Below are 14514 nucleotides of genomic sequence, written 5' to 3' on the forward strand. Positions count from 1 at the left end.
CGGAGTCGTCGGAAGAGCTGGTGGCCATCTGGAACCAGGTGCGCAACGCTCAGAATCGCCCGTAGTCTTGCCGTAGCGACATGGCTGAGCGCACCTATCGAATCAACATCGCCGCGGAGTTGGCAGGAGTCCGGGTGGAGCTCATCCGGGCCTGGGAGCGCCGCTACGGCGTGCTCACGCCGCGCCGCACCCCCGCGGGCTACCGCGCCTATACGGACCGGGACGTGGCGGTGCTCAAGCAGCTCAAGCGGTTGACCGACGAAGGCGTGGCCATCAGCGAGGCTGCGAAGCTGCTGCCTCAGTTGATGGAGGGGCTGGAGGCGGCAGCCGCGGGGCGAGGGGCCAGCCCCGATGCGCGGCTTCATGCGGAGACGTGGCGGGAGTCCGTGCTCGCCGCCGCCCAGGCGTATGACCAGCCGCGCGTGTCGGACGTGCTCGACGAGGTGCTGGCCGCGCTGCCCCCGCTCAAGGCCTTCGATGAGGTGCTGGCGCCCCTGCTCTGCGACGTGGGCGAGCGCTGGGCGTCGGGCACGCTGACGGTGGCGCAGGAGCACCTGGTGTCGCAGATGGTGCGGGCGCGGCTGGTGAGCCTGCTGCACGCGGCGCCCCTGGGGCGGCACCGGCATGGCGTCCTGGCGTGCTTTCCGGAAGAGGAGCACGAGATGGGCCTGCTGGGAGCGGCGCTGCGGCTGCGGCACCTGGGCGTGCGGGTGACGCTGCTGGGGCAGCGCGTTCCCGTGGAGGACCTGGGCCGCGCGGTACTGGCGCTGCGGCCCGACTTCGTGGGGCTGTCCACGGTGGCCAGCCGGAGCGCCGAGGCCTTCGAGGACACCCTGACGCGTTTGAGGCAGGCGCTGCCCAGGGGCTGCCCATCTGGGTGGGCGGCGCCGCCGCGCGCTCGCACCAGGCCGTGTGCGAGCGGTTGGCGGTGCACGTCTTCCAGGGTGAGGAGGACTGGGACCGCCTCGCGGGTGCGTGAGTCAGGGCGTGTTGATGGCGGAGTGGTTGAAGACGCGGCTGCCGTAGTACCGGGCCGCCTGCTCTGCGTCGTCGCAAATCTCCGCGCACTTGCCCGGGGCGTAGGGCGTGTTCGGGTCCCTGCAGTCGTTCACGATGTTGCCGTTCGCATCATAGATGGGGGGATTGAGCGGCACGCAGGGCGCGGTCAGGTGCTTCCAGCGCAGGTGGCTGAGGCACGCGGGGCCCGCAGTGTTCCAACCCGCCTCGAAGGTCAGGTCATTCGAGCTGGAGTCCGGCGAGGGCGCGGAGATGATGGCCGGCGTCAGGGCGTCCCAGGGACGGATTCGGGTGCCGTCCAGGGTGAAGGACGTTCCCTGGCCACAGTAGTCGGCGCGCGCCATGCGGGTGCAGGACCAGTGCGCCTCGGTGACGGGCCCGGACGTCGCGCCGTCCAGCCACGGCTGGTAGCCCCAGCGGTAGCACTTGGCGATGACGCCCGCGTCGCAGCCCAGCGTGAAGCCCCGGGGGCTCTCGTACCGGGTGCCCTGCAGGTCGAAGAGTCCCTTCACGGGCACGGCCCAGTTCGCCCCAGTCGGGCACAGGGGCACGGACGCCGTCGTGTAGCGCACCTGGTAGAGGAAGGTGTGCCCGCTCGGCTCCCACATGCCGGAGCCTTCGGTGTTGGGGAGCGCGTTCCCGTTGATGACGTCCTCGACCACCAGGGCGGGGCCCGTGGACGGCTGACGGAGCCGCGCGCCAATCAGCTCCTCGCCTCGGAGGACCTTGCGTGTCGTGGGGTAGGTGCTCGACCGGCTCGTCAGCTGCATCACCCAGGTGGTGTTGGGCGTGCCCGGCCCCGCGAGCGCGGTGTACACGCCGCTGGAGGGACAGGTGAACGTGACGGCGGGGCAGTTGTTGAGGGAGATGCTGCTGTTGGCGGAGGCGAGATAGCCCGGCCCCTGGTGCTCGCACGGGGCTTCGCCCGCGCAGACGCGGACCACGGGGGCCCCCGTACACCGGTTTCGAAGGGAGCCGCTGTCGCCTCCCATGAGCGCGACGGCCTTTCCTGGCGAGCAGACGCCTTGCCCGTCCACGATGAAGCCACAGCCGCGCGTCTCGTTCGCGGGCGCCCCCCCGCCGCAAAACATCAGGCTCGGCGTGGTGCCATCCACGGAGAGGGGCATGTTGGCCACGATTTCCCCGCGCATCAGTTTCAGGGTGGCGACCCGGAGCGCACCGTCGTGCTGCACGAGCGCTTCGTCGTACATCACGGTGCGCACGGGCGTTGCGTGGAGCTGGGTGCCTTGGGAGTGGGAGTCGGGGTCGTCCTCGTCACCCGCGAAGGCTTGCTGGGTCAGCGCCGTGTCCGTTTCGTCCACGGGGGGCGCGCAGGCGGCGAGCAGGTAGAGGGCGAGACAGGGCGGGAGCATGCGGAGGCGGAGCGTCACGTGAGACACCTCGGTCATCGTGGAGTACGCGGTGACAGAGCATCCGCCATGCCACTCAGCGCGTGCCGCCCGGTGGCCGGCGTCCCTGGCAGGACTTGCAGGCAGCCGTGTCCTGGCATGCGTTGCGAGCAGGAATGGACGGCAAGGATTGCCAGGGGGCTGGCAGGGATTGCCGGCAGGGGACGCCCGTTCAGGGGCGCGGCGTGGCGCAGACGCGAAAGCCGATGAGGGCCTCTCGCTGCGTCCGCTCCACGCGGTCCCGGTTGGCGGTGTGGGCCGTCAGGTCGCTCTGGTACCAGCTGCCGCCCTGGGCGGACGGCTTCTCCGGGTCCACGTCGGAGCGCGTCCACTCCCACACGTTGCCCACCAGGTCGTCCACGCCGAAGGGGCTCCGCGAGCGCGGGTGGCTGCCCACTTCGTCGGGGCCGAAGCCCCAGGGCTCCCGGCCATAGGTGGCGTCATGGTTGGCGTCGTCCGGCGCCAGCCAGTCGCCCGCGGGGTAGCGGCGGCCGTCCGCGCCTCGCGCGGCCCGTTCCCACTCCCGCTCCGTGCACATGCGCGCGCCCGGTACCGGCCGGTGCGGTCCAGCCACGCCACATAGGCCAGGGCATCGTCGAAGGAGACGGCGGACACGGGGAAGCGCAGCCAGTCCTGCTCCTGTCGGCGGTCCCGCTTGCCGTAGCGCAGTCGTTCACCGTCCCTCACGCTGTAGCTGGCGGACGCGGGGCGCAGGGTGAGCCGCCAGCGGCCATCCGGCTCGTGGGCCGGTCCACCACGGTGAGACGGCGGCGCGAGCCCGGCATCCGCGCGGCGCGCTCCTCCGGGGGCAGCGTCTCCAGGAAGGCGATGTACTGCGCGAACGTCACCTCGTGCCGCGCGATGAGGTACGCATCCGTGTCCACCCGATGCAGTGGCGGCGCGAAGAAGAAGGCACGCCGCAGGTATTCGCTCTCCGACGCGCCCTGGAGGAAGCGTCCGGCGGGGATGTGCACGAAGCCCTCGGGTACCGACTCCGCGGCTGGAAGGGGCACGTCCAGCGCCAGCCGCTCGCCGGATGCGAGGAGCACGGGGACGCGCACCGGAAACCGGCCCGGTGCTTCCAGCACCAGGAGGTGGGACCCCGCGGGCAGTGCCACCTCAGGCAGGGGCGTCTGTCCCAGGTCGCGTCCCGGGACGGGCGCTCCCTCCGGCGTGGGCTCCAGCAGCCGCACGCGAGCGCCCGCGGGCTCGCTGGTGAGCGTCAGCCGTGCCGGTGCCGTCAGCCCCCGGCGCAGCTCGCCCATGGGGTCATGGGCCCCGAGCCGCGCGAGCCACTGCGCGCGCTGCTCGGGTTGGCGTTCCTGTTCGGCGAACTCCACGCGCGTTACCAACAAGTGGGCCATGAGCGGGCTCACCCGAGGGTTTCCGGGCGCCAGACCCCAGGCGGCCTCCAGCTCCGACATGGCGCGCAGCGCGGTCTCCTCCACCGCCTGCCGGGTCTGTTGGGCGCGGCTCCACACGGCTTCGGCCGCTTCGCGGTTCTGAGGGCCCGGCGTGTCGAACAGGGTGAAGGCTTCGGCGCTCAGTTGGTCCAGCTCGGCGCGGTGCATGTCCAACGCGACCTGCTGCGCCTGGGCCTCGTCCAGGTGGCGGTTGATGCGGGCATCCAGTTGCGCCCGGGCCTGCACGCGAGTGACGCCCACCACACCTCCCAGCACCAGGGGCACCAGGGCCACGGCCAGCCAGCGCGTCACCCGGCGTCGACGCACGGCCCTTCGTGAGCGGGAGAGGAAGTCTCGCTCCTGCGGTTTCTCGACATGGGAAAGGCCCGCGGCGCGGCTCTCGATGAGCTGCCGCTCGCCGTAGAGCAGCTCGGGCGGCTGGCCCAGCCGCTCCCACTCCGCGGCGGCGCGCTCCAGGCGCATGCGCACGGCGCGGCGTTGCTCGTCCTGCCCCAACCACCCGCGCAGGGTGTCCCAGCCGGTGACGAGGCTCTCGTGGGCCAGCGTGTACACGCCGTCTCCGTCCTCCGCCTCGCCCGCGGTGAGCAACCGGCCGCGCACCAGTCCGTCCAGCACCGCGCGTCCGGCGTCGTCGTCGGGGCCCCGCAGCAGCTCCTCCTGGGTGCGGCGCAGGCGCGTGCCCTCGGGCGTCACCAACTCCAGGAGCATCGCCCGGGCGCGAGGCCGTTGCTCGGGCCGGAGACGGGCGACCACGGCGTCCGCGTGACGGGCCAGCGCGCCTTCCACGCCGCCCAGGGCCTCCAGTGCGGCGGCGGGGATGAGCTGGCGTTGGGAATCTCGTGCCTCCCAGAGTGCCTCCAGCGCGAACTGGAGCAGGGGCAGCCCTCCCTCGGCCCGCGCCGCGGAGGCGACCAGGGCGTCCACCATGGCGGGGCTTTCGAAGCGCATGCCCAGCACGCGGAGGGGGCCCGCCACGGCTTCTCGCAGCCCGTGTTCGGAGAGGGCGCGCAGCAGGTGGAGCGCGCGCGGCAGTTCATCACCCAGACCCGGGAGCGCCACCAGCCGTGTGAGGCAGTCGCTGCGAGCGGTGGCGAGGAGGCGGAAGCGGGGCGCGCGGCGCAGCACCAGGGCCAGTTCCTCGGCGAGCCGGGCCGCCTGCGTGGGCTCCGAGAAGGTGACGAGCTCCTCGAGCTGGTCGATGAAGAGGAGCAGGGGTAGAGCGTTCGTGGGCCGGCGGCGCAGGGCTCGGGCCAGGACGCCGGGCTCCTCGGCGGCGAGGCGTGCGCGCAAGGCATCCGCGCTCTCTCCGACCACGGGGGCCAGCAGCTCCACCCAGGTCTCCAGCGGACGGCGCCCGGGTGTCCCGGAGATGACTGCCCATGCGGGCCCGCCATCCTCCAGGCCGCTCTGGCTGACAGCAGGGAGAATGCCTGCCCGGCACAGCGAGGATTTGCCCACGCCGGAGTCGCCCGCCAGCAGGACGAAGGTGTCGCCGCGCAGCCGGTCCAGGACCTCTCGCAGCTCGGGTTCGCGGCCGAAGAAGACGCTCCGGTGCGCGGCATCGAAGGCCCGCAGTCCCAGGTAGGGATTGCCGGCGGGGATGGCACTGGCGCGCGTGGGCGTGCTCAGCGCTTCGAGTGCTTCCCGAAGTGCGTCACCCGACTCGTAGCGCCGGGCCGGGTCCGCGTCGACGCATCGGTCCACGATGGCGGCGAAGGCTGGCGACGTTCCGGGTGCGCGCTCGGCGAGCGGCGACGGGGGCGCTCCTGTATCGCGGCCCCGAGCTGCTCCAACGGAATGCCCTCATGGGGGGCGTGGCCCGCGCACAGTTCGTAGAGGAGGACGCCCAGCGCATAGACGTCGCTGGCCCGGCTGGCGGGCTCACCGCGCCACAGCTCGGGCGCGAGATAGAGCGGCGTGCCTGGAACGAAATCCTGGCGGGCCTCATCGGCGTGCGGCGACGGGGCGTCGCTTGCTTCGGTGCCGAGACGCGGGCCGGTATCGCGCCCCTGCATGACGGAGAGCGGCCGGGTGTCCGTGGGACAAGGGCCCGGCGAGGACACAGCATCCGTGACATCCGGCACGGGCAGGGGCTGGGTATCCACGGGCCGTGGCCCAGGCATCGGCCGGGTGTCTTTGGGGCTCGGCCCCGGCGAAGTCGGAACGTCCGCGCCCACCGTCGAGGCAGGAAGCGCCTCCTCCGCGAACGCGGACTCCGCGAGTCCGAAGTCGAGCAGCTTCACCTCGCCGTCCTCGGACAGGATGGCATTGGCGGGCTTGATGTCCCGGTGGAGGATGCCGCGCCGGTGCGCCGCGGCCAGCCCTCTGGCGAGCCCAAGGCCCAACGCGAGCGCCCGCTGTGCATCCACCGGCCGCTGCAACCGGTCCAGCGGCTCTCCTCGGATGAGCTCGGACACCAGGTAGGGTTGACCGCGCACCTCGCCGACGCGGTGGATGGCCACCACGTTGGGGTGCTGGAGCCGGGCGATGGCGCGCGCCTCCTGGAAGAAGCGCGCGCGCGCCGCCGCGTCCGGCAGCCGTCCCTGCGCCGTGGCGATGAACTTCACCGCCACCTGCCGGTCCAACAGCGTGTCCTGCGCCAGGAACACCTGTCCCATGGCGCCGTGCCCCAGGGGGCGCAGCAGCCGGTACTCCTCGAACTCCGCGGGGGGATCCAATCGCCCGGAGGAGGATTTCATCCGATGGGCGACCCCTTGCGAGAGGTGCGAGGTTGCAGTCCGAGCTGCTTCAGCTTGAACGAGAAGGTCCGGATGGGCATGCCAATCATCGCCGCCGCGCGAGTCTGGACGCCCTCGGCCTCTTCGAGCGCCTCCTGCATGCGGCGGCGCTCCAGGTCTCGAATCTCCTGGGCCAGGGGAACCCGCGTCTTCTGGGGCGACACCCGTTCGGCCACCGCGGGAGGCGGCCCCAAGTCCTGCGCGGGCACGCTGGCGCCACGAGGCTGCATGCGCGAGGGAAGGTGGTGCGGCTCCACCACGTTCTCCGGCACGGCGGCCGCCGCGTAGTCCATCAGGTTGCGCAGCTCGCGCACGTTGCCGGGCCACGCATGGCGGGACAGGACATACAGCGTGCCCGCGGACAGCTCCATCTCCTCACGGCCCAGCGACTGGCACGCCCGGGCCAGGAAGTCGCGCGCCAGGAGCGGCACCTCGCGCGGGCGCTCTCGCAGCGGTGGCAGCAGCACCGTCGCCGCGCCGAGCCGGAAGTACAAGTCCTCCCGGAACCGCCCCGCGGCCACCTCCGCTTCCAGGTCCCGGTGCGTGGCGGCCACCACGCGCAGGTCGATGGGGCGCTCCCGCGCGTCGCCCACGCGGGTGATGCGGCGGACCTCCAACGCGCGGAGCAACTTGGCCTGCGCGGAGGGAGGCAGCTCGCCCACCTCGTCCAGGAAGACGGTGCCGCCCTGGGCGCTCTCCAACAGGCCCACGCGGGCGGTGTTGGCCCCCGTGAAGGCGCCGCGCTCATGGCCGAAGAGCTCGCTCTCCACCAGCCCCTCCGGCAGGGCCGCGCAGTTGATGGCGATGAAGGGCTTGTCCGAGCGCGGAGACCAGTGGTGCACGGCGAAGGCGGCGTTCTCCTTGCCCACGCCCGTTTCACCGCACACCAGCACGGGCAGCTCGCTGGCCGCCAGCCTGCGCAGCAACGCGTAGAGCTGCGCCATGGCGGGGTCCGCGACCAGCACGGTGCGGTCCGCCAAGGTCAGGCGGGTGATGCCTTCCGCCGCGGGCGCCCACGCACCGGACACCGCGGTCCGGGCCGCTGCGCGCGCCGCCGCCACCAGGGACTCCGCGTCGCAGCCATCCGAAGGGCAGGTCGCGATGCCCAGGCGCCCCTGGGGACATGCGGCCAGCAGCGCGCCGACGCGCTCGCCCAGGCCATCCTCGCCCGGCTCTCCGGAGACCTCGGGCATCATCCACAGCAGGTGAGAGCTGTCCAGCCAGCCCGCGGCTTCCGCGGGGCCCGCCTCCGCCGCCAGCAAGGCCTCCGCGGCTTCGTGTCCCACGCAGCCCTGCTCCGGCAGCGCGAGCACCAGCGCGGTGAGCGGCCGGCCATACCGCAAGGCGCGTCCAGCTTCCTCTCGCAGCCGCGCCATCAGCCGTTCCGCCTGGAGCGGGGCGTGCGCGGGAGCGGCGCGTGCACGCGTGCGCACCACCGCGACCACCGCGCCAAAGGACACCACGTCACCGGACAGCAGGGGCTGCGCGGTGTCCACGGGGCGGCCGTTGAGGGTGGTGCCGTTGTGGCTGCCCAGGTCCACCAGACGCGCGCCTTCCTCCGTCAACACCAGACGCGCATGGCGGCGTGACACGCTGTCGTCGCGCAGGCACAGGTCCGCCTGTTCGTCGCGGCCCACCAGCACCACGCCTTCGGCGGGAAGGGAGAACCGAGACGTCGAATCTCCCTCCAACACCAGGAGATACGAGGCGCCGGAGTCTGATGATTCCGGCGCGCTCCCAAGAGGGCGCGTGTCGCGGGCACTGGGCTGTGAATGGGCCATGTCGGGCCTGGGAATGCTGGCACGCCCACACTGGACCGGGCAACCGGGGGCCCGCCCGGGCATGCGCCGGCTCGGATTCCACACGGCTGGCTGGCTCATGGCCGCAGCGTCATGGGAAGAGACTCACCCGCACGCGACAGGTAGATGCGCGAGGCCAGCCGGCTTCCATCGTCCGCGAGCCGCATCACCGCCTGCCCCTGCAGGCCATTCACCCTCATCAGGGATGACAGCAATTCCGCGCGTGCCTCGGCCGCGTCATGCTCCACCTCCAGCACACACATCCGGGTGCGGCAGTCCACGCGCGTCAGACGTGAGCCCGCGAAGTCCGGACCGCTGAACGCACGGGTGACGAGCGTCTCCGTCTGTCCCGCCCATTCCCTGTCACGCGGCTCGGTATGGGCGGCGGCCTGCAGCTCTGCTTCCAACTCCTGTCGCCGCTCCTCGCGAGCAACCTCCAGCGTGGCCAGGGTTTGCGCGGTGGGCGCTGCCGCCCGGGATTCGGGCGCTGCCGCCTCCTCGGGCACGGGCAGCGGCGCGGGGCGCCCCACGGACTCCACGCGTTGCAGCAGGTGCCCGTGTCCCCGGCGCAGCGCCTCCAGCTCCGCGCGCAAGGCCCGCACCTCCGACGTCAGGTCCGCTGGGGACCCGGGCCGGGCCTCGGCGGCTTCCGCGCGCGCCGGTGGGGCTTCGGGCGTGGCCCCCCACATGCTCCACCCACTGGCGGCGGCAACGGCGGCCGTGGCCAGACCCAGGATTCCCCAACGAACCTGTCGCATGGTGGCTACTCCGTGACGACGAAGCTGGCGAGGACGGACGCGTACGTGCTGGAGCCGCTGGTGTACTGCCCTGGCAGCACGCAACGCAGGCTCACGTAGCCGTTGACGCCCGCGAACACCGACGGGAGGTTGATGGAGAAGGAGTTGTGGTTGGCCGTGTCCGCACCCCAGCTGGAGCACGCGGAGGACGAAGCCAGGGAGGAGCCGTCCTTCTCGGCCACCGTCGCGGTGCAGCAGACGTTCTCCGTCAGGTGCGGGTCCAGCGCGGTGACGCTGACGGACAGCGATTCAGAGAAGGAGGGCGCGGCGATGTTGCGCTGAATCGGGCAGACGACCTCGAGCGTGTTCGCGTTGGAATTGAGGAGGCGGCCACTGCGGAAGACGGTCGGGTTGTGGAAGCCCGAGACCGACGTACAGAGCGCGCCCGAGTAGGTCGCGGTCCCCGCGAAGGCGGGCAGGGTGCTGAGCATCGCGAGCGCGGCAACGGACTTCGACACGAACGAAAGCGACTTCTTCATGGAGCTCTTCCTGGCTGCACGCCCTCGTCGCGGCACCGCGTCATGCGGGCCGGCGGAGCGTGGCGAGCAGGGGAAGAGCAACCCGGATGCCAGCCGTTGCATGGCGTCCGTGTCTGGGAATCCATGGCAGGTGAAGCAGATGTTGCCGCGCCCGCGCCATTCCGGTGCGGCAAGGCTTGCCAACCCCGGCAGGACTTGCCGTTTCTACGGCGAGGTGGCGGGCGGTGTCTGGGCGGCGGGGGTGGGGGCCAGCCGATGGAGCGCCGGAGGTGACGCGCTCAGCGCCCCCACGTAGAGGCGGCCGTGAAAGCCCTCCGCGAGCGGCTGCGGGAAGAGCCGCACCCCGGAGGCGATGTCGGGCTTCTGCCGGACCTCCTTCGTGGGACTGATGGCGAACACGTTGCATTCCACCGAGTCCCAGACGTTGAAGCGGCAGGAGAACTGCGTGCCTCGCGTGAAGCCCACGTCGAGCGCGCGCACCGACGGGAGGACCTGGGCCAACCGCGCTCCCAGCGGCGCATAGTCGCTGTCCCAGTTCACGCCCGCCGTCCGCACGTGCGTGCCACCCGCGAGCACCAGCGTCCAGGCCTGGGCGCGTGTCTGCTGGTGGGCCAGCAGGTGCCGGGCCATCTCCGCCTCGCGCTCGTTGCCCTGGGCCTTCGCGGCGTCGAAGGCCACCACGGAGATGTCCTTGCCAGCGGCGCGCAGCCGGCGTGCCTGTTCGATGAGCCAGAGCATGGCGCTGCTGCTGCGGCCGTCCTGATAGGTGCGGCGCCAGAAAGGGCTCTCGCTCATCATCGTCTGGAGGTCCTGGTGCTGGCCCGGGCTCGCCGGTAGGTCTCCAGCAGCGGCTGCTCGGAGGCGGGCAGCGACAGGGCCAGCGTCACCGGCAGGCCCTGGGCCGTGGCTTCACAGAGCATCCGCAGCGCCGCCGCGGGCAACTCCCGCGTGCCCAGGGGTCCGCCAGCAGCAGCACGTGCCCTGGCGCCATCAGCGGGCCGGCGCCGTCCACCGGGGTGCCACACTCCGGCGCCTGCGGCGCCTGCTCCGTCTGTCCTCCTTCTGGCGTCACGGAGCGGATGGGCACGGGCGCGTTGCTGCCCACCAGCTCCAGCGCGGGCACCATCTCCAGCCGCTGCAGCAAGGTCCGCTCGATGTCCAGGTCGCGCACGCCGCGCACCATTCGCATGCGCTCCATGCCCGGCGCGTTCTTGAACGGGTCCTCCATGGGTACCGCCCGGGGGCCACTGGGTCCGTTCGCGTAGGTGAAGGCGTCCCGCGTGGCGTCAAAGGGATGGGCATCCAGCGCGGCGAACATGGCCGCCTCCCGCTTGCCCGCCGCCTGTGGCGGAATCTCCAGTTGGGTATCCATCTCGTTGTAGCTGAGCCGGAAGACGCGCACGACGGTCTGCCGCGGCCCCAGCCGCTCGCCCTTGATGTAGTAGCGCTCGATGGTGCGCAGGCCCGGCATGTTCTTTCCGGGCTCATGGGCCGAGGAGAACATCTCCAGCCCGCCTTCCTTCTCCATGACGTCGTAGCGCTGCTCTTCCAGGATGCGGCGCGCCACCATCATCGCGTCCTCGGCGGGGACGATGTACACCAGCTCTTCTTCCGGCGTTTCGTACTCGCCCGTGTCCTCGTTGGCCGTGGCGCCGAAACCCCGGCTCAGCGTCGCGCAGCCAGCGCACATCAGAGTCAGTCCCATCAGCGCACCGTGAAGCCGCATCGAACCCTCCTCAGAGCCGTGCTTCAGGCAAACGGCCTGGATGTCGGGCCGAAACGCTCGGCGCCCAAAACCATATCGGGGGGCCACCCGGTGCATTGGTGTCCGGCGCTCAGGTGTAGTGAACTAACTCCGTGCCGGTTCCTTCCTCCGCATCCGCGTCGCGTCCGGTGGGGCCGTTCCAGCTCCTCTCGCTCGGCGTCAATGGCATCGTCGGCGTCGGCATCTTCTTCGCGCCGGCGGAGGTCGCCGCGCTGGCGCCGGGGGCCAGCGCCATTGCCGCCTTCGCGCTCACCGGGCTCGCGTTGATACCGGTGGCGCTGGCCTTCGCCGTGCTGGGCCGGCGTTTCGACGAGGACGGCGGGCCCGTCCTCTTCGCGCGCGCGGCCTTTGGAGAGCGGGCGTCCTTCCTGGTGGGGTGGGTGGCCTACGTCAGCGCGTTCCTGAGCACCGCCGCGGTGGTGGCGGGCCTCTCCCAGGCGGTGGCGCCCTCCCTGGGCCTGGAGGGCGCCCTGGGGCAGTCGGTGCTCGCCTCCGTCCTCGTCACGGCGCTGGCGGGCGTGGTGGCGTCCGGCATCCGCGTGTCGGCGGGGGCCTGGACGGCGCTCACCGTCTTCAAGCTGCTGCCGCTGGCCGCGTTGCTGGTGGCCTTCCTGGCGCTGTCGGGGCCTCCTCCCGCCGCGGCGGTGGCCGCGGGCCCGGCCGTGGACGTGTCGTGGCTGCGGGCGGGGTTGACGGTGATGTTCGCCTACCAGGGCTTCGAAATCGTCCCGGTGATTGCGGGGCAGGTGCGCTCGTCGTCGCGCACCGTGCCGCTGGCCACGGTGGGCTCGCTGCTGGTGGCGGTGCTGCTGTACGTGGGCCTGGTGTGGGCGTGCGTGGCCGCGCTGCCGGAGCTGGCCTCACAGGCCGCGCCGTTGGCCGCGGCGGCGGGCGTGTGGGGCGGACCCGGGCTCGAAGGGTGGGTGAAGGCGGGCACCAGCGTGTCCGCGCTGGGCATCTGCCTGGGGATGATGGTGACGACGCCGCGCTACCTGTCCGCGCTGGCGTCGGGCGCGCACACGCTGCTGGGGCTGGACGGGATGTCCGCCGGAGGCGTGCCGGTGCGCGCGCTGGCTGTCACCTGGGCGCTGGTCCTGCTGTTCGTCAACCTGGGCGACCTGTCGGAGCTGTTCGCCCTCTCCAGCATCGCGGTGCTGATGCAGTACGGCGTCACGTCCGCCGCGCTGGCCGCGCTGGCCTGGCGGCGCGAGCGGGGCTGCGTCCGCTTCACGCCTTGCTGGCGGTGCCCGCGCTGGGGCTGGGGCTGACGTTGGTGGCCTTCGGCGCCAACCCGCGCGAAGGCGTCACCATGGCCCTCACCCTCATCGCTGGCGTGGTGCTGCTGCGGCTGTCGCGGCCCCGGGCTCCCGAGCCGTCAGCGGCGCTTCGCAGCGAGCCGCTGTAACGGACGAAGCCGCCGCCTCCCCATGTCGCGGGAGGGCGGCGGCTCCTGAAATCCGGCGGTGCGGACGTCCGTTCCTAGAACTGGTTCCAGAGGTACTGGTTGGTGACCTCGTGGTGGAACTTGACCTCTGAGTACTTCACACGGGTGCCCAGCTGCTTCGGGCTGCGCTCGGCCGTGGTCGTCTTGAGCTCGGCGAACTTGCTCTGCACGTTCTCACCCAGGATGGACGCCACGAACTGGCTGCCCTTGAAGATGCGGATGGCGTCGAAGATGTTGTCCGGCAGGAAGCGGGTGCGGCTGCGCTTGGTCTCCGCGTCCTCCTGCGGCTGCGGGCCCTCCAGGCCGGTGCGCAGCAGGGTGTAGAGCACCAGGTACGGGTTGGCGTCCGGCGCCACCGAGCGGCACTCGATGCGCGCGCTGCGCTCGTTGCCGAAGGGGATGCGCACCATGGCACCGCGGTTGTTGGCGCTGGCCTTGATCTGGTTGGGGGCCTCGAAGTGCGGGTCCAGGCGGCGGTACGCGTTCACGCTGGAGTTGAGCGTGAGGCAGATGTCATTCGCGCTGGTGAGGATGCGGTCGATGAAGTCCCAGCCCATGGGGCTGAGGCCGTCCGGGCCGTTCTGGTCGTGGAAGAGGTTCTTCCCGCCCTTGGACAGCGACAGGTTCATGTGCATGCCGTTGCCATTGACGCCCGTCACCGGCTTCGGGAGGAAGCTGGCGGTGCAGTCCAGCTGCGCGGCCACCTGGCGGCTGAGCAGCTTGTAGAGCTGAATCTGGTCGGCCGCGATGAGGGCCTCGCTGTATGAGAAGTTTATCTCGAACTGGCTGGGCGCCACTTCGGGGTGGTCCTTCTCGTTCTGGAAGCCCATGGCGCGCTGAGCCTCGGCCACCTTGTCGATGAACGTGCGCAGCACGTCACCGGGCAGCGAGTGGTAGTAGCCGCCGGTGGAGATGAAGTCGAAGTGGCCCTTCTCGTGGAAGTGGTGCTCGGCGTCGCGGCCCTTGAAGAGGAAGCCCTCGATTTCAGGCGCCGCGTGAACCACCGTGCCGTCTTTCTGGTACATCGACTCGGTGAGCTGCTTCAGCCTGCCACGCAGGTCGGACTGGTACTGCGTGCCGTCACGCTCGTGCACCTCGCTGAACACCAGCACCTTGCCCGGGCCGAAGATGTCCGAGGGCAGCCAATAGAAGGCGCTCCAGTCGATGTTCAGCCGCAGGTCGCTCTCCTGCTGCGCGGAGAAGCCCCGGATGGAGGAGCCGTCGAAGGTGAGGTTGTCGGCGCTCTTGATGAGGAACTTCTTGTCGTAGTCCAGCATGTGCAGCCGACCCTCGAGGTCGGTGAAGCACACGGTGACCGCCTTGATGGCGCGTTCCTTCGTCAGGTACTCGATGCGCTCGTCACGGAGCTTCTCCTGCGCGATGTGCTTGAGGCGCTGCTCCTTGACCTTGAGGTTGCGCTCCTCGAGCTCGTCGTAGGGAATCTCCAGGAACGTCCGTAGCCCCTTCGCGTCCATTGTTTGTGCCTCCCAGGCCGGATTCTTCGCCGTCGGTGCGGCGGGATGAATCCGTGGGCCCTGGTATTTACATTTGCCGAGTGGAAATCAAGCCCAAATCCGAAGATGTGGAGCATAAAATCTTGGCGATGAAACCTTCGGAGCCCGTTGGATGACACTCGCGCCTG

10 protein-coding genes and 2 pseudogenes are annotated in these 14514 nt (G+C 71.1%); 3 read left to right on the plus strand and 9 right to left on the minus strand.

Annotated elements, in window-relative coordinates; translation table 11 throughout:
• Positions 1-80: 80 nt before the first annotated feature.
• A pseudogene (locus QEG98_RS05125) lies at positions 81-979 on the plus strand (MerR family transcriptional regulator).
• A 1-nt stretch (position 980) separates the two neighbouring features.
• On the opposite strand, the gene QEG98_RS05130 reads toward QEG98_RS05125, so the two are convergent.
• The 8 genes and pseudogenes from QEG98_RS05130 to QEG98_RS05155 form a co-directional block, all read right to left on the minus strand.
• Positions 981-2390: an ADYC domain-containing protein gene (locus QEG98_RS05130; RefSeq protein ID WP_316565957.1), complete on the minus strand. Its 1410-nt coding sequence runs from the start codon at positions 2388-2390 to the stop codon at positions 981-983.
• Positions 2391-2598: 208 nt separating this feature from the next.
• Positions 2599-3000, minus strand: a complete 402-nt coding sequence (locus QEG98_RS41665) for a formylglycine-generating enzyme family protein (protein WP_410477957.1) — start codon at positions 2998-3000, stop codon at positions 2599-2601.
• Positions 3001-3109: 109 nt separating this feature from the next.
• The gene (locus QEG98_RS41670; RefSeq protein ID WP_410477958.1) at positions 3110-5554 is read right to left on the minus strand and encodes an AAA family ATPase; all 2445 of its coding nucleotides are present in this window, start codon (positions 5552-5554) and stop codon (positions 3110-3112) included.
• Positions 5476-6549 carry a protein kinase domain-containing protein gene (locus QEG98_RS41675; RefSeq protein WP_410477959.1) on the minus strand — a complete coding sequence of 358 codons (1074 nt, stop codon included), beginning with the start codon at positions 6547-6549 and terminating at the stop codon, positions 5476-5478. Before QEG98_RS41675 ends, QEG98_RS41670 begins: the two co-directional genes overlap by 79 nt.
• Positions 6546-8282, minus strand: coding sequence for a sigma 54-interacting transcriptional regulator (locus tag QEG98_RS05140; RefSeq protein WP_316567829.1), 1737 nt, complete (start codon positions 8280-8282; stop codon positions 6546-6548). Before QEG98_RS05140 ends, QEG98_RS41675 begins: the two co-directional genes overlap by 4 nt.
• A 182-nt stretch (positions 8283-8464) precedes the next feature.
• Positions 8465-9145 (minus strand): hypothetical protein, encoded by a 681-nt coding sequence (locus QEG98_RS05145; RefSeq protein WP_316565958.1) that lies wholly within the window; start codon positions 9143-9145, stop codon positions 8465-8467.
• A gap of 5 nt (positions 9146-9150) precedes the next feature.
• The gene (locus tag QEG98_RS05150; protein WP_090485431.1) at positions 9151-9663 is read right to left on the minus strand and encodes a hypothetical protein; all 513 of its coding nucleotides are present in this window, start codon (positions 9661-9663) and stop codon (positions 9151-9153) included.
• 204 nt (positions 9664-9867) lie between these two features.
• A pseudogene (locus QEG98_RS05155) lies at positions 9868-11389 on the minus strand (hypothetical protein).
• A 131-nt stretch (positions 11390-11520) separates the two neighbouring features.
• Here QEG98_RS05155 and QEG98_RS05160 point away from each other — a divergent pair.
• Both QEG98_RS05160 and QEG98_RS05165 read left to right on the plus strand, forming a co-directional pair.
• The gene (locus tag QEG98_RS05160; protein WP_316565959.1) at positions 11521-12696 is read left to right on the plus strand and encodes an APC family permease; all 1176 of its coding nucleotides are present in this window, start codon (positions 11521-11523) and stop codon (positions 12694-12696) included.
• Entirely contained in the window at positions 12663-12833 is a 171-nt protein-coding gene (locus tag QEG98_RS05165; protein ID WP_316565960.1) for a hypothetical protein, read from the plus strand. The genes QEG98_RS05160 and QEG98_RS05165 overlap by 34 nt, the downstream gene beginning before the upstream one ends.
• Before the next feature lie 74 nt (positions 12834-12907).
• On the opposite strand, the gene QEG98_RS05170 is transcribed toward QEG98_RS05165, so the two are convergent.
• On the minus strand, positions 12908-14347 hold the full coding sequence (locus QEG98_RS05170) for a glutamine synthetase family protein (RefSeq protein WP_316565961.1): 1440 nt from the start codon (positions 14345-14347) through the stop codon (positions 12908-12910).
• Between the last annotated feature and the right edge of the window lie 167 nt (positions 14348-14514).

The sequence above is a fragment of the Myxococcus sp. MxC21-1 genome (assembly GCF_032612255.1).
Lineage (GTDB): Bacteria > Myxococcota > Myxococcia > Myxococcales > Myxococcaceae > Myxococcus > Myxococcus virescens.